Source organism: Roseomonas marmotae, from assembly GCF_017654485.1.
Classification (GTDB): domain Bacteria; phylum Pseudomonadota; class Alphaproteobacteria; order Acetobacterales; family Acetobacteraceae; genus Pseudoroseomonas; species Pseudoroseomonas marmotae.
On the sequence record NZ_CP061094.1, the window covers coordinates 201,625 to 217,170 of the forward strand.

Annotated in this window: 17 protein-coding genes; 6 read left to right on the forward strand and 11 right to left on the reverse strand. The window is 68.2% G+C overall.

Translation table 11 applies throughout. The features are described 5' to 3' along the window. Window positions 1-55 precede the first annotated feature (55 nt). The 3 genes from IAI58_RS19565 to IAI58_RS19575 are packed head-to-tail and all read left to right on the forward strand — an operon-like array spanning window position 56 to window position 2,261. On the forward strand, window positions 56-796 hold the full coding sequence (locus IAI58_RS19565; protein ID WP_208776278.1) for an ATP-binding cassette domain-containing protein: 741 nt from the start codon (window positions 56-58) through the stop codon (window positions 794-796). Further along, window positions 793-1,614, forward strand: coding sequence for an ABC transporter permease (locus IAI58_RS19570; RefSeq protein ID WP_207447839.1), 822 nt, complete (start codon window positions 793-795; stop codon window positions 1,612-1,614). The genes IAI58_RS19565 and IAI58_RS19570 overlap by 4 nt, the downstream gene beginning before the upstream one ends. Beyond that, window positions 1,611-2,261: a hypothetical protein gene (locus IAI58_RS19575; RefSeq protein ID WP_208776248.1), complete on the forward strand. Its 651-nt coding sequence runs from the start codon at window positions 1,611-1,613 to the stop codon at window positions 2,259-2,261. Before IAI58_RS19570 ends, IAI58_RS19575 begins: the two co-directional genes overlap by 4 nt. An 18-nt stretch (window positions 2,262-2,279) precedes the next feature. On the opposite strand, the gene IAI58_RS19580 is transcribed toward IAI58_RS19575, so the two are convergent. The 5 genes from IAI58_RS19580 to IAI58_RS19600 all read right to left on the reverse strand — a co-directional run bounded on the left by IAI58_RS19580 (window position 2,280) and on the right by IAI58_RS19600 (window position 6,413). Continuing rightward, the gene (locus IAI58_RS19580) at window positions 2,280-2,825 is read right to left on the reverse strand and encodes a rhodanese-like domain-containing protein (RefSeq protein ID WP_207447841.1); all 546 of its coding nucleotides are present in this window, start codon (window positions 2,823-2,825) and stop codon (window positions 2,280-2,282) included. Further along, window positions 2,822-3,649 carry a substrate-binding domain-containing protein gene (locus IAI58_RS19585; protein ID WP_207447842.1) on the reverse strand — a complete coding sequence of 276 codons (828 nt, stop codon included), beginning with the start codon at window positions 3,647-3,649 and terminating at the stop codon, window positions 2,822-2,824. The genes IAI58_RS19580 and IAI58_RS19585 overlap by 4 nt, the downstream gene beginning before the upstream one ends. A gap of 2 nt (window positions 3,650-3,651) precedes the next feature. After that, window positions 3,652-4,062: a c-type cytochrome gene (locus IAI58_RS19590; protein WP_207447843.1), complete on the reverse strand. Its 411-nt coding sequence runs from the start codon at window positions 4,060-4,062 to the stop codon at window positions 3,652-3,654. 104 nt (window positions 4,063-4,166) lie between these two features. Then, window positions 4,167-5,951 carry a methanol/ethanol family PQQ-dependent dehydrogenase gene (locus IAI58_RS19595; protein WP_207447845.1) on the reverse strand — a complete coding sequence of 595 codons (1,785 nt, stop codon included), beginning with the start codon at window positions 5,949-5,951 and terminating at the stop codon, window positions 4,167-4,169. A 258-nt stretch (window positions 5,952-6,209) separates the two neighbouring features. Then, the gene (locus IAI58_RS19600; protein WP_207447847.1) at window positions 6,210-6,413 is read right to left on the reverse strand and encodes a hypothetical protein; all 204 of its coding nucleotides are present in this window, start codon (window positions 6,411-6,413) and stop codon (window positions 6,210-6,212) included. Window positions 6,414-6,573: 160 nt separating this feature from the next. On the opposite strand from IAI58_RS19600, the gene IAI58_RS19605 reads away from it, so the two are divergent. Beyond that, window positions 6,574-7,248 carry a hypothetical protein gene (locus IAI58_RS19605; RefSeq protein ID WP_207447849.1) on the forward strand — a complete coding sequence of 225 codons (675 nt, stop codon included), beginning with the start codon at window positions 6,574-6,576 and terminating at the stop codon, window positions 7,246-7,248. After that, the gene (locus IAI58_RS19610; RefSeq protein ID WP_207447851.1) at window positions 7,245-7,580 is read left to right on the forward strand and encodes a hypothetical protein; all 336 of its coding nucleotides are present in this window, start codon (window positions 7,245-7,247) and stop codon (window positions 7,578-7,580) included. Before IAI58_RS19605 ends, IAI58_RS19610 begins: the two co-directional genes overlap by 4 nt. A gap of 60 nt (window positions 7,581-7,640) precedes the next feature. Here the strand turns inward: IAI58_RS19610 and IAI58_RS19615 are convergent, their stop codons facing one another. From IAI58_RS19615 to IAI58_RS19640, 6 genes are all read right to left on the reverse strand, one after another. Then, complete coding sequence (locus IAI58_RS19615) at window positions 7,641-8,036, reverse strand: c-type cytochrome (RefSeq protein ID WP_237182450.1); 396 nt, start codon at window positions 8,034-8,036, stop codon at window positions 7,641-7,643. An 84-nt stretch (window positions 8,037-8,120) separates the two neighbouring features. Continuing rightward, the gene (pqqD, locus tag IAI58_RS19620) at window positions 8,121-8,402 is read right to left on the reverse strand and encodes a pyrroloquinoline quinone biosynthesis peptide chaperone PqqD (RefSeq protein ID WP_207447853.1); all 282 of its coding nucleotides are present in this window, start codon (window positions 8,400-8,402) and stop codon (window positions 8,121-8,123) included. After that, window positions 8,399-11,170: a formate dehydrogenase subunit alpha gene (fdhF, locus tag IAI58_RS19625; RefSeq protein ID WP_207447855.1), complete on the reverse strand. Its 2,772-nt coding sequence runs from the start codon at window positions 11,168-11,170 to the stop codon at window positions 8,399-8,401. The genes pqqD and fdhF overlap by 4 nt, the downstream gene beginning before the upstream one ends. Continuing rightward, on the reverse strand, window positions 11,167-12,879 hold the full coding sequence (locus tag IAI58_RS19630; RefSeq protein WP_207447857.1) for an NAD(P)H-dependent oxidoreductase subunit E: 1,713 nt from the start codon (window positions 12,877-12,879) through the stop codon (window positions 11,167-11,169). The genes fdhF and IAI58_RS19630 overlap by 4 nt, the downstream gene beginning before the upstream one ends. Before the next feature lie 25 nt (window positions 12,880-12,904). After that, on the reverse strand, window positions 12,905-14,014 hold the full coding sequence (locus IAI58_RS19635) for an S-(hydroxymethyl)glutathione dehydrogenase/class III alcohol dehydrogenase (RefSeq protein ID WP_207451586.1): 1,110 nt from the start codon (window positions 14,012-14,014) through the stop codon (window positions 12,905-12,907). A 135-nt stretch (window positions 14,015-14,149) separates the two neighbouring features. Beyond that, window positions 14,150-14,545 (reverse strand): hypothetical protein, encoded by a 396-nt coding sequence (locus IAI58_RS19640; RefSeq protein WP_207446108.1) that lies wholly within the window; start codon window positions 14,543-14,545, stop codon window positions 14,150-14,152. 363 nt (window positions 14,546-14,908) lie between these two features. Between IAI58_RS19640 and gfa the strand changes: the two genes are divergently transcribed. Further along, entirely contained in the window at window positions 14,909-15,487 is a 579-nt protein-coding gene (gene gfa / locus IAI58_RS19645) for an S-(hydroxymethyl)glutathione synthase (RefSeq protein WP_207446109.1), read from the forward strand. Window positions 15,488-15,546 lie beyond the last annotated feature (59 nt).

A 15,546-nucleotide genomic window follows, 5' to 3' on the forward strand; every position in this document is an offset into this window, starting at 1 on the left:
CGCCACGCCTCCCGGGCCGCCGCAACCTGCGCCCGGCTCGGGCGGCGAGATGGCGATGCCGGCGCTGGAGGTCGCCGGCCTGTCGCATGCCTATGGCAAGCGGCGCGTGCTGCATGAGGTCTCGCTGCGCGTCATGCCCGGCGAGTTCACCGTGCTGCTTGGGCCGAATGGTGCGGGCAAGAGCACGCTCTTCGCGCTGATCACCCGCCTCTTCGACGCGCGCCAGGGAGCCATCCGCATCTTCGGCGCAGAGCTCCGGCGCCAGCCTGGCCTGGCGCTCTCCCAGCTTGGCGTGGTGTTCCAGCAGCCGACGCTCGACCCCGATCTCAGCCTGCGCCAGAACCTCGCCTACAGCGCCGCGCTGCACGGCATCGGGCGGGCGGAGGCGCGGGCACGGGCGCGCGTGGAACTCGCACGGGTCGGACTCGAAGAGCGGGCGGATGACGTGGTGCGGAGCCTGTCGGGCGGGCAGCGCCGCCGGGTCGAGATCGCCCGCGCATTGCTGCCCCGGCCGCGCCTGCTGCTGCTGGACGAGCCGACGGTGGGCCTGGATGCCGCCAGCCGCGCCTTCGTGCTCGGCCATGTCAGGACATTGTGCCAGGAGGATGGGCTGGCCGTGCTCTGGGCGACCCATCTGATCGATGAGGTGGATGCGGCGTCCCGCGTGGTCGTGCTGCATGACGGCCGCGTGCGCGCCTGCGGGACGGTGCCCGAGATCCTCGCGGCCGGTGGTGCCGGCACGCTGCGCGAGGCTTTCGCGCGCCTGACGGACGAGAATGGGGAGATGGCGCCATGACCGGCCAGGTTCTGCTCCGCTACCTGCGCTGCCTCGACGGCATCGTGCGGCGGGAGGCATTGCGCTTCGTCAACCAGCGCGGGCGCTTCCTCTCGGCCCTGGTGCGCCCGCTGGTCTGGCTGGTGATCTTCGCCTCGGGCTTCCGCTTCGTCCTCGGCGTCTCGATCGTTCCTCCCTACGACACCTACGTCATGTACGAGGAATATGTGGTGCCCGGACTCTGCGCGATGATCCTGCTGTTCCAGTCGATGCAGAGCAGCCTCTCCATGGTCTATGACCGCGAGATGGGCAGCATGCGGATGTTGCTGACCAGTCCGCTGCCGCGCTGGTGGCTGCTCGGCTGTAGGCTGCTGGCCGCGGTCCTGGTCGGCGTGCTGCAGGTCTATGTGTTTCTCGCCATCGCCTGGTTCTGGGAGGTCCGGCCGCCGCCGCTCGGCTATCTGCTGGTGCTGCCGGCGCTGGTCGCGGCGGGCATGATGCTGGGCGCGCTGGGGCTGCTGCTCTCCGCGCGCATCCGGCAGCTGGAGAATTTCGCGGGCGTGATGAACTTCGTGATCTTCCCGATGTTCTTCGCCTCATCGGCGCTTTATCCATTGTGGCGCGTGAAGGAGGCTAACCTGACTCTGTGGTATATCTGCGAGGCCAATCCCTTCACCCATGCGGTGGAGCTGATCCGCTTCGCCCTCTATGGCCGCTTCGACCCCGTCTCGGCGGCGGTGGTGGGTGCGGCGCTTCTGGTATTCGGGGCTCTCGCGGTCATGGCTTACGACCCGGCGCATGGCGCCATCGCGCGCCGCGGCGCACCGGCGGCGGCATGATGGCCCGCTTCCTCACCGCAGGCGCCGTCCTGCTGGCCCTGGCCACCGGCGCCGGCACCGCGATGGCGGCAGGCCCGGGCACGGACCCGGACTGGCCCTGCGTGCAACGGCTGGTGCCGGAGCTGAGCGCGGCCGCCGTGTGGTCCGGGCCGCCGCCGCCGCAGGGCGACGGCTGGCGGCAGGTGCCCGAGGTCGCCGATCTGGTGGCCCGCATCACGCCCATGGCGGTCGGGGAAGCCGCCGGGGTGCGGTCGATCCTTGACTTCGCGGCGCCGCTCGATGCCGGGGCGCGCCGGCAGATGCTGCCGCTGGCCCTCTCGGGGACCCTGGCCGGGACCAACCAGGTGCGAAGCCAGGTGATCGAACGCATCAAGGCCTTCGCCCGGCGCCAGCGGGGGCTGGCGGAGATGGTGCAGCGCCTGACGGAGCAGCTCGACGTCTCAGATCAGGAAGGGGCGGGACAGGCGGCGGCGGGCGAGGCCAAGGCCCGCCACGCCGAGCTGGAGCAGCGCGTTTTCTTCGCCACCAAGACCTTCCAGGATACCGAACGCACCTTGCGCTACATCTGCGAGGTTCCCGTGCGGCTGGAGGCGCGCTTCGGCGCCTATGCGCGGGCGCTGGAGGGGGCCTTGCCGCCGCCGCCCTGAGCAGACGGCCGCCCCCGCTCAGGGCGCGCCGGGTGCCGGGTGCAGCGCCTCCGTGGGCAGGCCGGCGGCCTCCCAGCCATCGGTCCCCTCGGCGTACCAGTACACGGCGCGCCAGCCCCATGCCGCCACGCGCCGGGCGGCGTTCCAGCTCATCCAGCATTCCGCGAGGCAGTAGAAGACGATGGGGCTGTCCTGGTCGCCCCCGGTGGCCGCCACGACATTGTCGCGCAGCCAGGCCTCCTGCGCCGACGAGATCCGGCCCCGGCCAACCTCCGGCAACCAGATGCTGCCGGGTATCCCGAGCCTCGGCGGCGGCCGCCAGAGGGTTTCGGCGGGCAGGCCCGCCGGGCGGCGCGCGGCTGGCAGCACGTCGAACCACCTTGCCCGGCCGCTGCGCCAGAGCGCCGCCGCCGCCATGGTGTCCAGCGTGATGGCGCCGGGCGCCGAAGGCGGGGTGGGCGCCCGGTAGTCATCCATGCGGTAGCCATCGGGCACCGCCACCTCCGCGGCCCCCACCGGAAGCGCCAGGGTGAGCAGCAGCGCCGCGAGGGCCGCGTATCTCACGGCGTGACGGTGCTGATGCGCCCACTGGCGTCGAGCAGCGGCACGCCGAATTCCCGCAGCACCGCCGTGATCTCGCCCTGGCGGTCGCGAATGGCGGCATTGATGCGGCGCCGCCACTGCGGCTCGTTGCCGCGCACCCCCATGGTGATGCGGTAATCCATGCGCGACGCGCCGGGCGCGCTGGGCAGGGCCCGCATTGTCAGGGGCAGATGCTGCACATGGATCTGATAGCCGGCGATCGGCCCCCAGATCAGTGCCACGTCAAGCTCGCCCGCGGCCAGGTCGCGCAGCATCTGCGTTGCCGGCGCCTCAGCCCTGGTATCGACCATCAGGGCATAGGAACGGGTGCGGTCCAGCAATCCGGACCGCAGCAGGAGATCGACCGGCGGCGTGCGCGCGACGACCCCGAAGCGCAATGCGCGCTGCGCCGGGTCCGCGAAATCCTCCGGCGGGGGAGGGCGGTCGTTGCGGAACACGGCGACATAGGTGGTGTGGTAATAAGGATTGGTATTCTGCATCACCTCATCGCTGGCGACGGTGCCCATCACGAGGTCGCAGCGGCGCAGGCCGAGGGTATTGCGGACGAAGCCCTGCACCTGCGGAAAGAAGATGCTGCGCACGGGCAGGCCCAGCGCATCGCCCAGGATCTGCGCGATGCGGTTCTCGAATCCCTCGCCCCTGTCATTGGAGAAGGGCAGGTTCGCGGGGTCGGCGCAGACGCGCAACTCCTCCTGCGGTACAAGCTCGCCGGTCTGGGCGCGGGCCGCCATCGGCGGAAGCGCCGCCGCCAGAGCGAACAGGATGAGCCAGATGCCGGCCCGCATCCTCAATTGGCCATCCGCTGCGGCCGGCCCCGGCCCAGCGCGCCGTCGGAGCGCGCTTTCAGGTAGCCGTAGATATCTTCTATATAGAGGACCACATCCTCGACCTGACCGAAGGGCGGCATGACATTCTGCTGTGACGTGGTCACGTTCTGCCTGCCGTTGATCACCACTTCGCTGAACTGCTCATGCGTCAGGTGCTTCAGCGATTCGAGCAGGTTGGGGGCGAAGCTGCTGCCGGCGCCATCCTGGCCGTGGCAGCGCTCGCAGGAATTTCCGTAGCGGCGGTAGCCGTTATAGGTGGCCCGGTCCACGCGACCGTCCTCGATCTTGTAGGGCGCCTCCTCAGGCGCCGCGGCGGGTTGCTGTGCGGCGGCGGGAAGGCCGGCAACGCAGCAAACCGCTGCGGCGAGCACTCGTAAAAACCTCATACGTGGCGTCTCCATCCGGTTCCGGAACGCAACGGGCCGGCCCTGCTGGAGCCGGCCCGTGTCACTGTCAGGCGCTTGGCGGCCTGTTGTCAGTCTGGCAGCGCGAAGACGGTCAGCACGCCGCCGAGCTGGGTGTAGTTGGACAGCGACCTGTAGGCGCCGACGGCACCCAGGCCTTCCTGGTCGCCCTGCAGGCCGGCAGCCATACCGATGCCAGCCCAGCCACCGACGCCGGAGAGCACGCCGATGTACTGCTTGCCGTTATGGGTATAGGTATTGACGTTGCCGATGATGCCGGAGGGGGTGCGGTAGCTGAACAGCTCCTTCCCGTCGCGGCTGTCGACAGCCTTCAGGTGGCCTTCCAGCGTGCCGTAGAAGACAATGTCCCCCGCGGTAGCCAATGCGCCCGACCAGACGGAGAAGCGTTCCGGCTTGGACCAGACGATCTTTCCGGTGCCGGCGTCCCAGGCGATGAAGTTGCCCATGTGGTCCGCGCCCTTCGGCGGGAACATGGACACGGTGGCGCCGACATAGGGCTGGCCGGCGGTGTAGGACACGCGGAACGGCTCGTAATCCATGCAGACATGGTTGGTCGGCACGTAGAAGATGTTCGTGCGTGGCGAGAAGGCGGCCGGCTGCTGGTCCTTCGTGCCCAATGCTGCCGGGCAGATGTTCTGCGTGTTCTCGTCCTCGCCGCCCTGGCGGGTGGAGTATTCACGCACGACCTGCGGACGGCCGGTCGCCATATCGACCTTGGTGGCCCAGTTCACCGCCGGGTCGAACTTCTCGGCCACCAGCAGCTCACCGGTTTCCCGGTTCAGGGTATAGGCGAAGCCGTTGCGGTCGAAATGCACCAGCGCCTTCACGGGCTGGCCGCGCACCGGGATGTCGGCGAGGATCATCTCGTTGACGCCGTCATAGTCCCATTCGTCATGCGGCGTCATCTGATAGACCCAGCGCGCCATGCCGGTATCGGCATCGCGGGCGAAGATGGTCATCGACCACCGGTTGTCGCCGGGGCGCTGCACCGGGTTCCAGGTGCCGGGATTGCCGGTGCCGTAATAGACGAGGTTCAGCTCGGGGTCATAGGAATACCAGCCCCAGGTCGTGCCGCCGCCGATCTTCCACTGGTCGCCTTCCCAGCTTTGGAGCGAGCTGTTCGCGCCGATCGGCTTTCCCAGATGCGTGGTTTTCTGAGGGTCGACCAGCAGCTCGTTATCAGGGCCCACCGAGTAGCCGCGCCAGGCCATCGAGCCGTCTTTGAGGTTATAGGCCGTGATATGGCCGCGCACGCCGAACTCGCCGCCGCTGATGCCGACGAGCACCTTGTCGCCGAAGACCATCGGCGCGGCGGTCATGCTCTCGCCCTTGCCGGGATCGCCGTTGACGACGCTCCAGACCACGTTGCCGGTCTTGGCGTCCAGCGCCACCAGCTTCGCATCGGCCTGCGCCAGCAGGATCTTGCCGTCACCATAGGCGACGCCGCGGTTGACGGTGTCGCAGCACATGACAGCGATGACGCTGGGGTCCTGCGTGGGCTCGTAGCGCCAGATGACGCGGCCCGGCTCCTTCAGGTCGAGGGCGATGACGCGGTTGGGGAAGGGCGTGTTGATATACATCACGTCGCCCAGCACCAGGGGCCCGCCCTCATGCCCGCGCAGGACACCGGTGGAGAAGCTCCAGGTGGCCTGCAGCTTTCCCACGTTGTCGCGGTTGATCTGGTTGAGTTCGCTATAGCGGTGGTTGGCGTAATTGCCGGTTGGCATGACCCACTGGTTGGGATCACGCTGTAGCCTGAGCAGCTCCTCATTGGCGCTGGCACCGCCGATGCAAAGCCCAAGCAACGCTGTTGAGACAGCGATTATCCTGAACATGACCGCCCTTCCGTTCTTGCCGGCCACCAACAAGTGCCGTCCGGCTCTTCTTCTCAGGATTGGGCGATCAGTGCTCCGCGGCAGATGGCATGGTCACCCGCGCGTTGAGCCGGATTGTTCGCCCGGTAGAATGCTATTGCGGTTTTCCCCGTAGCAGCAACTATAAATTCGTGTGCTGGGCTGTTCTGACCGTTGCTTGATCTGCATCCGGATTTCGCCTCGCGTTATTCCCTCGTGGAAGCAGCGATGTCCGTCAGATCAGATGGGCGTCTGCCGTGCCTCCGCCGGCTGGCAGCGCCATTTCGCGACGCGGTAGGCGGGGTGCTGCTCGGCCCATTTCGCGACCTGGAACTGTGCCTGCGTCATGCAGGCCAGCAGGGACGGGCCGGCGAATTCCGGCCATTCCTCCCGGCAGGAGTTCGGGGAGGACAGCAGGCAGACTGTCAGTACCAGTTCGATCATCGTCGCGCGCCTTCACGGAGGAATGAGTGGCCTGGATCCGGGGCCGGGCGGGGTGGCATCCCGCAATGCCGGATTGTGCATGCCGGTCCGAAGATCCTTATAACAATAAGGCTGAGCAGGAAGATGCGGAGTCTCGGCACCGCAACGGGAGGAACACATCATGGTGCAGATCAGCCGCCGGGCGGTCATGCTGCTGGGGATGCTGCTGGGGCCGCCGCTGGCGCATGCGGCGGAGGCGCCGCCGCCGCTGAGCCCGGCCCAGATCGCCTTGTTCGAGACGCCGCATCTGGCCCGCATCACGGACCCGCTCAGGCTCGACTACACCTTCCGCCGTGAGGAGGCCGGGCACCCGGCGGTCACGGACCAGATCTCGCTGGATATCCGCCGTATCCGCGATGATGGCCGCCACGATGTCTACGCGGATTTCCTGACGGGAGAGCGGCACATCGCCTATCCTCCCGCCATGGGCTTCCTGGGAAATCCCCTGCTGATCTTCGCCCTCGACCGGGACACCCGTGAATTGTCGGCCGCGACGGGAGGATCGCGGAACTGGTTCCGCGGGCGCTTCCGCGCCGCGCTGCTGGACGGGGCCACGCTGCGGCAGGGCCCGGTGGCCGCTGCCGGGCAGCCTGCGCCGGTCGAGGCCACGACGGTGGAGGTGACGCCGTTCCAGAACGAGAAGCGCGCGGGCCGGTTCCAGTCGCTGCGCTATGTCTTCATCCTGTCCGAGGCCGTTCCGGGCGGCATCGTGGAAATACGGAGCGCGGTCCCGGACGGGCCCGATGGACCGGCCATCACGGAAAGCATCACCTTCAGCGGCGCTCGCGCGCCATGAGGGCGGCCCGCGTCATCCTCGCCGCCCTCCTGCTGCTTCCGGCGGCGGCCCTGGCCAACGACTACCCGACCGCCGTGCGCGCCGATTACGTGCTGGGCTGCATGGCCTCGAACGGCAATACGCGGCTTGCGCTGGAGAAATGCGCGTGCGCGATCGATGCCATCGCCGAGCAGCTCCCCTTCTCCCATTATGAGCAGGCCGAGACGGCGCTTCGCATGCAGGCGGTCCCGATGGGCGAGCGGGGCGCCATCTTCCGCGATCCGCCGGAGGTCCGCCGCGCCGTGGAGGCATTGCGGCAGGCCCAGGCGGAAGCGACACTCCGCTGCTTCTAGCGGACAGGGCCCGGTCAGGCCGGATCACCTGACCGGGCCGGGCGGAAGGGAGAGGCCTTCCTACTTCAAGGTGCCGAGATAGGCGATCACGTCACTCCTCTGCTTGGCATCCTTAAGCCCGGCATAGATCATGCGTGCGCCCGGGATATAGCCGCGCGGGTCCGTCAGATAGCTGTCCAGCGTGGCGGCGTCCCAGGTCTTGTCGGACTCCTTCATGGCGGGGGAGTAGTTGAACTTCGGCACTTGCGCCGCATGGCTGCCGAATACTCCCGCCAGGCTGGGGCCGACCTTGTTCTGTCCGGCCTGCGCTGAATGGCAGGCGCCGCACTGGCGGGTGAAAACGGTCTTTCCTGCCTCCGCGTCGCCGGCCTGTGCCTCCTGCGCGGAGGCCGAAGCGGCAGCCAGCAAGACGAATGTCAGCATCATCGGCCCAGTGAAGCCCAGCACACTCCGCATCCCGTCATTCTCCTCTCTTTTGTCCTGCCGTTGCAGTGGCAGGCTTGAACTTATCGTGCCGCATCCTGTTCGCCGGGCGCGGCGTCATGCCAGGACGACAACCCCCTTGTCCGAAAGCTCCTGCAGCAGGGGCAGGATATCGGCCTCGATGACCGCCTGCGGCGCGGCGTAGCGGGCGGCAAGCTCCTCGGCGATCTGCGTCACGCTGCGGGTGCCGTCGAGCAGGCGCAGCACCTCGAGCGCCGTCTGGTCCGGGACGAACATCCGCTCCGGCGCCAGGACCACCCAGCGATCGCGGGCGGTATCGTGCCGCAGCCTCGACCCACGTCCGAGGCGCAGCCGGCTCTGCGGTTCCAGGGCCGTCATGACGCGGCCTCGGCGGGGACCGGCCGGCCGACCCGCACCGCGCAGAACTTGAATTCCGGGATCTTGCCGAAGGGGTCGAGCGCCGGGTTGGTCAGCAGGTTGGCCGCCGCCTCGGCATAGCAGAAGGGCAGGAACACCATGCCCGCGGGAACGTCGCGGTCCGCGCGGATCTTCAGTTCCACCGCGCCGCGCCGCGTCTCCAGCCGCACGCGCTCGCCGGCGCCGAGATCCAGCCGGCGCAGGTCGGTGGGCGAGAGCAGCGCCACGGCCTCAGGCTCCAGCAGGTCCAGCACATCGGAGCGGCGGGTCATGGAGCCGGTGTGCCAGTGCTCCAGCACCCGCCCGGTGGAAAGAACCATGGGGTATTCGGCATCCGGCACTTCGTCGGGCGGCACGATATGCGCGGGGACCAGGCGGGCGCGCCCGCTGTCGGTCGGGAAGCCCCTGGCGAAGAGGATCTCATTGCCGGGCTTGTCGGGCGAATCAACGGGATAGGTCACCGCGCCTTCGCGCTCCAGCCGTTCCCAGGTGATATTGGCGAAGGATGGCATGATCTGCGCCATCTCCGCGAAGACCGCTGCCGGCCCCGCATAATCCCAGTCGAGGCCCAGGCGGCGGGCCATCTCCTGGATGATCCACCAGTCCTGCCGCGCCTGCCCCGGCAGCGGCACCACCGGGCGGGCAAGCTGCACGCGGCGGTCGGTATTGGTGAAGCTGCCGGACTTCTCGGCGAAGGCCGAGGCGGGCAGCACCACATCGGCATGGAAGGCGGTCTCGGTCAGGAAGAGGTCCTGCACCACGAGATGGTCGAGCTTCGCCAGGGCCTCGCGCGCATGTCGCAGGTCCGGGTCGGACATCGCGGGGTTCTCGCCCTCGATATACATGCCGCGGATGGTGCCGGCATGGATGGCGTTCATGATCTCCACCACCGTCAGCCCCGGCTCCGGGTCCAGTGTCGCGCCCCAGAAACGCTCGAAGGCGGTGCGGATCTCCGGCTTCGCCACCGGCTGGTAATCCGGCAGCACCATCGGGATCAGCCCGGCATCGGATGCGCCCTGCACGTTGTTCTGCCCGCGCAGCGGGTGCAGCCCGGTGCCGGGCCGGCCGATCTGCCCGGTGATCAGAGCCAGCGCGATCAGGCAGCGGGAATTGTCGGTGCCATGCACATGCTGGCTGATGCCCATGCCCCAGAAGATGATCGCGGTGCGCGCGCGGGCATAGAGCCGCGCCACCTCGCGCAGCGTGGCGGCGGGGACGCCGCAGACCGCCTCCATCCGCTCCGGCGGGAAATCCCGGATGCGCTCGCGCAATTCGGCGAAGCCCTCGGTATGGGCATCGACATACTGGCGGTCGTACAATTCCTCCTCGATGATTGTGTGCAGCAGCGCGTTCAGCAGCGCGACGTCGCTGCCCGGACGGAAGGCCAGATGATGGGCCGCGTGGCGGGAGAGCTGCTGGCGGCGCGGATCGATCACCACCAGCCTGGCGCCCCGCTGCTTCACCGCATTCTTGATGAAGGTGGCCGCGACCGGGTGGTTCACCGTGGGGTTGGCGCCGATCACCACGATCACCTCGGCCTCCAGCGCGGCGGCGAAGGGCGCCGTCACCGCGGCCGAGTTCAGCCCTTCCATCAGCGCGGCGACGGAGGAAGCGTGGCAAAGCCGCGTGCAGTGATCGACATTGTTGCTGCCGAAGCCCGTGCGGACCAGCTTCTGGAAGAGATAGGCTTCCTCGTTCGATCCCTTGGCCGAGCCGAATCCGGCCAGGGACTTCGGCCCATGCGTATCCCGCAGCCGGGCCAGACCGCCTGCGGCCAACTCCAGTGCTTCTTCCCAGCTCGCCTCGCGGAAATGGGTCCAGGGATTGGCGGGGTCCACCTGGTCTTCAGCGTGCTTTGGCACCTCCGCACGGCGGATCAGCGGCTTCGTCAGCCGGTGCGGGTGCTGCGCGTAGTCGAAGCCGAAGCGCCCCTTGACGCAGAGCCGGTTGTGGTTGGCCGGCCCGTCGCGGCCCTCGGCATAGACGATGCGGTCGTCCTTCACCTGATAGGTGACCTGGCAGCCGACGCCGCAATAGGGACAGAGCGAATCCACGCTGCGGTCAGGCCAGACCTTGCGAACCTGCTGCTCATCCAGATAGGCGGCGGGCATCAGCGCGCCGGTCGGGCAGGCCTGCACGCATTCGCCACAGGCGACGCAGGTGGAGGCGCCCATCGGGTCGTCGAAATCGAAGACCACCTTGGCGGCGGCATTGCGTTCCGCCATGCCGATGACGTCATTGGCCTGCACCTCGCGGCAGGCGCGGACGCAGAGGTTGCACTGGATGCAGGCGTCGAGATTGACGCGCATCGCCGGATGGCTGGCATCGGGCGCCCAGCGCGGCACGGCCGGGAAGCGGCTCTCCACCACCTCCATGCGGTCCGCCCAATCCCAGAGGCGGGAACTCGGGTCCGGCGAGGCCGAACGCGCCGGCTGGTCCGCCAGCAGCAGTTCCATCACCATCCGGCGGGCACGCCCGGCGCGTTCGCTGGCGCTGCGCACCTTCATCCCCGGCGTCGGCTTGCGCATGCAGGAAGGGGCGAGGACACGCTCCCCCTCGATCTCCACCATGCAGGCGCGGCAATTGCCGTCGGGCCGGTAGCCCGGCTCGGGCCTGTGGCAGAGATGCGGGATCTCGGTGCCGAGGCGCCGCGCCGCTTCCCAGAGCGTCTCGCCCGGCATGGCCTCGACCATCGTTCCGTCCAGTTCGAAGGCAATGGCCTCGCTCATGCGGGATGCCCCTCCTTGCCGGCGATCTCCGGGAAATGCCGCAGCAGGCTGAGCAGCGGGTTACTCGCCGCCTGGCCAAGGCCGCAGATCGAGGCCTCGCGCATCACCTCCGACAATTCCTGCAGCAGCGCGGTGTCCCATTCCTCCCGCTCCATCAACATTCGCGCCTTCTGCGTGCCGATGCGGCAGGGCGTGCACTGGCCGCAGCTTTCATCCTCGAAGAAGCGCATCACGTTCAGCGCGGCCGCCCGCAGGTCATCGGCCTGCGACAGCACGATCACCGCGGCCGAGCCGATGAAGCAGCCATGCGGCTCCAACGTGCCGAAATCCAGCGGCAGGTCGGCCAGCGAGGCCGGCAGAATGCCACCGGAGGCGCCGCCCGGCAGGAAGGCCAGGAGTTCATGCCCTTCCGCCATCCCGCCGCAATATTCCTCCACGAGTTCGCTCAGCGTGATGCCGGCGGGCGCCAGCTTCACGCCCGGTTCGCGCACGCGGCCGGAGACGGAGAAGGAGCGCAGCCCCTTGCCGCCGTGCCGTCCCTGTCCGGCCCACCAGTCCGGCCCGCGCTCCAGGATGTCGCGCACCCAGTAGAGCGTCTCGACATTGTTGATCAGCGTGGGGCGGCCGAAGAGACCGCGCTGGAAGGGGAAGGGCGGCTTGTGCCGGGGCAGGCCGCGCTTTCCTTCCAGGCTTTCCAGCAGCGCCGATTCCTCGCCGCAGATATAGGCGCCGGCACCGCGCCGCATGTGCAGCGCCGGGCCGCCCGGCGGCAGCTTCGCGATCTCACGCGCCAGGATCTCGCGCGCCAGCGGGTATTCGTCGCGCAGATAGATGAAGACCTCATCCGCCTCCACCACATGCGCGGCGATCAGCGTGCCTTCCAGGAAGCGATGCGGATCGGTGTTGAGGTAGTGGCGGTCCTTGAAGGTTCCGGGCTCCCCCTCGTCGCCATTCACCGCCATCAGGCGTGGCCCGGGTTGCTCGCGCACCGCGCGCCACTTGCGCCCGGTCGGGAAGCCAGCGCCGCCGAGGCCGCGCAGCCCGCCATGTTCCAGCGCCGCGATCACCGCCTCGGCCTCCAGCCCGCCCGCGCGCAGGCGCTCGAGCAGCCGGTAGCCGCCGGCGGCGCGATAGCGGTCCAGATCGACGTAATCGGCCATGTGTGGGTGGATATCGCCCTGGTGGATTGCCTCAAGCACCGCTTCCGGCCGGGCGTGATGCAGGAAGTGGTGGCCGACCTCCACCACCGGCGCCTGGTCGCAGAGGCCGAGGCAGGGCGCGCGCACCACCCGCGCCCCCGGTCCGACCCTGCCGTCCAGCGCCTCATGCAGCGCGGCGGCACCATGCATGGCGCAGGTGAGGCTGTCGCAGACACGGACCGTCAGCGGCGGCAAGGGCGGCATGCCTTCCTTCACCACGTCGAAATGCGCGTAGAAGGTGGCGACCTCATAGACCTCCGCGTAGGAGAGTTGCAGCGCCTCGGCCAGCGCCGCCAGCAGATCGGCCGGAATCTGTCCATGCCGGTCCTGGATGCGGTGCAGATACTCGATCAGCAGGTCGCGGTGACGCGGGCTGTCGCCCAGCAGCGCCTCGACCGCCTCCCGTGCCTCCAGCCCCGCCTGCCGCCCCTTCGGCAGGGCACGCGCCTGCCGCCGGCCGGAGCCAGGGTGCTCCGGCCGCCGCAAAGATCCTGTCACGGCCTCTCCCATCTCAGACGCTCCGTCAGTCCCAGTCTTAGTAGATGACGACGCCGCGGATGCTCTCGCCGCGGGTCATGAGGTCGAAGCCCTCGTTGATCTGCTCGAGCGGCATGGTGTGGGTGATCAGGTCGTCGATGTTGATCTTGCCGTCCATATACCAGTCGACGATCTTCGGCACGTCGGTGCGGCCGCGCGCGCCGCCGAAGGCCGAGCCGATCCAGCGCCGCCCCGTCACCAGCTGGAAGGGCCGCGTGCTGATCTCCTTGCCCGCCTCGGCCACGCCGATGATGGTCGAGACGCCCCAGCCCTTGTGGCAGCATTCCAGCGCCTGGCGCATCAGCGTGGTATTGCCGACGCATTCGAAGGAATAATCCGCGCCGCCTCCGGTCAGCTCCACCAGATGGCCGACCAGGTCGCCCTGGATCTCCTTCGGGTTGACGAAGTGGGTCATGCCGAACCTGCGCGCCATCGCCTCGCGCCCGGGGTTGATGTCGACGCCGACGATCATGTTGGCGCCCACCATCCTGGCACCCTGGATGACGTTCAGGCCGATGCCGCCCAGGCCGAACACCACCACATTGGCGCCAGCCTCCACCTTGGCCGTGAAGATCACCGCGCCGATGCCGGTGGTGACGCCGCAGCCGATGTAGCAGACTTTGTCGAAGGGCGCGTCCTCGCGGATCTTGGCCACCGCGATCTCCGGCAGCACCGTGTAGTTCGAGAAGGTGCTGGTGCCCATGTAGTGGTGCAGCGGCTTGCCGTTGCAGGAGAAGCGGCTGGTGCCGTCCGGCATCTGCCCGCGCCCCTGCGTGACGCGGATCTTCTGGCACAGGTTGGTCTTGCGGCTCAGGCAGTAGTCGCATTCCCGGCATTCCGGCGTGTAGAGCGGAATGACATGGTCGCCCTTGCGCAGGCTCTTCACGCCCGGGCCGACATCGACCACCACGCCCGCGCCCTCATGCCCGAGGATGGCCGGGAAGATCCCCTCCGGATCGGCACCCGAGAGCGTATACTTGTCGGTGTGGCACAGCCCGGTGGCCTTCACCTCCACCAGCACCTCGCCCTCCCGCGGCCCTTCCAGGTCCACTTCCTCGATCGAAAGCGGCTGGCCCGCCTCCCAGGCAACCGCGGCGCGTGTCTTCATTGCTGCGCTTCCTCCCTCTACCCGTTCTTGACCGTCAACCGGAGCCCGCCGGAATCCCGCGGACTGTATCCTTTGCCCGGGACAGGGCCCGGGGCCTCGCGGCATGGCCCCACCAGGGCCATGCCGCATGGTCGCTCATCGTGCCGGACTGCCCGTTCCCGAGGAAGGGGGCTGAGCGGTGGTGGATGGCAATTGCGGCGGCGGGGCCCCGCCTGTCGCCGCCTCGCCGGCCGAATTCCGTTGCGCGCCACTCATCGCCGCGCCGGAGCCCAGGTTGCCCTCCGGCCTTCTGGTGGCCGGCGTCTCGCTCGCGCCAGGGGGGCGGGGGCTGTGGGTCGGGGGCGCCGGCTGCGCCGCGGTGCCCGTATTCGCCGTCCCGGAGGATTGCTTCTGGGCATCGTTCATCGTGCTGCCGGATTGCAGATTGCCATCCGTCCTGCCGGGGGAGCCCTGGGGCGCCTGCGCCAGGCAGACCGCTGGCAGGGCGAGGAGCGAGACAAGCAGGGCAAGGCCCGTCGCTGTGGTCTTCATGTGCATCCTCCTGTTTATTGGAGAGCGTCCTGACGCCCTCTCTGTCAGCTTCAAGATAGAATGCCGGACAGTGGAAAGGCCAAGGTTAACGTCACGAAGGGGCGATGGATCGCGTCATGCTGATAATGCATACGGAAGATGAAGGTTAGAAAACTTTCATGTAACCTATTGCACTGCGGCAAAAGCGCTCGGCCCCGGGGGAAGTCTCCGGCCGCCGGCACGCCGCGAACCGACACGGATTACGCTTTACCGCCTCCCGGCATTTGTCCCATGCTTACGAGACAATTCCAAAACGAATCGTCAGGCGTGCCCGTTGCTGAGCGAGACTCAGAAACAGGCCGGGAAACCGGCAGGGAGAAAAGAATGTCCGAGACAATCAAGATCCACCCCTTGATAGACCAGGGGCTCAAGCCGGCTTCGCCGCAGTTTGCCGGCGGGACGCTGGTCTGTCACTGCAGGGAGCGACCGGTCAAGGTCAGGGTCTCCTGCCAGGTGGCGCATGACCATGCCTGCGGTTGCACGAAATGCTGGAAGCCGGCGGGGGCGGTTTTCTCCGTTGTCGCGGTGGTGCCGCGCGACAAACTCGAGGTCATCGAGAATGGCGACAAGCTGGCGATCGTCGACAACACAGCCGCGATCCAGCGTTATGCCTGCACCGCCTGCGGCGTCCATATGTATGGCAGGATCGAGAACAAGAACCACCCGTTCTACGGGCTCGATTTCATCCATCCCGAACTTTTCGAGGAATCCGGCTGGGCGCCGCCGGAATTCGCGGCCTTCGTCTCCTCGGTCATCGAGTCCGGCTACAAACCCGAACGCATGGGGGCGCTGCGTGCCCGCCTCAAGGAACTGGGGCTGGAGCCTTATGACTGCCTCTCGCCGCCGTTGATGGACGCCATCGCGGCGCATGGCGTCAAGGCGGCCGACGTACCGCCGCCCTGATCCACGACAGGGCCGGACGGGCGGCCCGCATGGCCGCCCGTCTTCAAAGCCACGTCTTC

Coding starts and splice junctions, on each gene's coding strand:
- IAI58_RS19565 (WP_208776278.1), top strand. CDS start 56: ATGCCGGCGCTGGAGGTCGCCGGCCTGTCGCATGCCTATGGCAAGCGG.
- IAI58_RS19570 (WP_207447839.1), top strand. CDS start 793: ATGACCGGCCAGGTTCTGCTCCGCTACCTGCGCTGCCTCGACGGCATC.
- IAI58_RS19575 (WP_208776248.1), top strand. CDS start 1,611: ATGATGGCCCGCTTCCTCACCGCAGGCGCCGTCCTGCTGGCCCTGGCC.
- IAI58_RS19585 (WP_207447842.1), bottom strand. CDS start 3,649: ATGCGGGCCGGCATCTGGCTCATCCTGTTCGCTCTGGCGGCGGCGCTT.
- IAI58_RS19595 (WP_207447845.1), bottom strand. CDS start 5,951: ATGTTCAGGATAATCGCTGTCTCAACAGCGTTGCTTGGGCTTTGCATC.
- IAI58_RS19600 (WP_207447847.1), bottom strand. CDS start 6,413: ATGATCGAACTGGTACTGACAGTCTGCCTGCTGTCCTCCCCGAACTCC.
- IAI58_RS19605 (WP_207447849.1), top strand. CDS start 6,574: ATGGTGCAGATCAGCCGCCGGGCGGTCATGCTGCTGGGGATGCTGCTG.
- IAI58_RS19610 (WP_207447851.1), top strand. CDS start 7,245: ATGAGGGCGGCCCGCGTCATCCTCGCCGCCCTCCTGCTGCTTCCGGCG.
- IAI58_RS19615 (WP_237182450.1), bottom strand. CDS start 8,036: ATGCGGAGTGTGCTGGGCTTCACTGGGCCGATGATGCTGACATTCGTC.
- pqqD (WP_207447853.1), bottom strand. CDS start 8,402: ATGACGGCCCTGGAACCGCAGAGCCGGCTGCGCCTCGGACGTGGGTCG.
- fdhF (WP_207447855.1), bottom strand. CDS start 11,170: ATGAGCGAGGCCATTGCCTTCGAACTGGACGGAACGATGGTCGAGGCC.
- IAI58_RS19630 (WP_207447857.1), bottom strand. CDS start 12,879: ATGGGAGAGGCCGTGACAGGATCTTTGCGGCGGCCGGAGCACCCTGGC.
- IAI58_RS19635 (WP_207451586.1), bottom strand. CDS start 14,014: ATGAAGACACGCGCCGCGGTTGCCTGGGAGGCGGGCCAGCCGCTTTCG.
- IAI58_RS19640 (WP_207446108.1), bottom strand. CDS start 14,545: ATGAAGACCACAGCGACGGGCCTTGCCCTGCTTGTCTCGCTCCTCGCC.
- gfa (WP_207446109.1), top strand. CDS start 14,909: ATGTCCGAGACAATCAAGATCCACCCCTTGATAGACCAGGGGCTCAAG.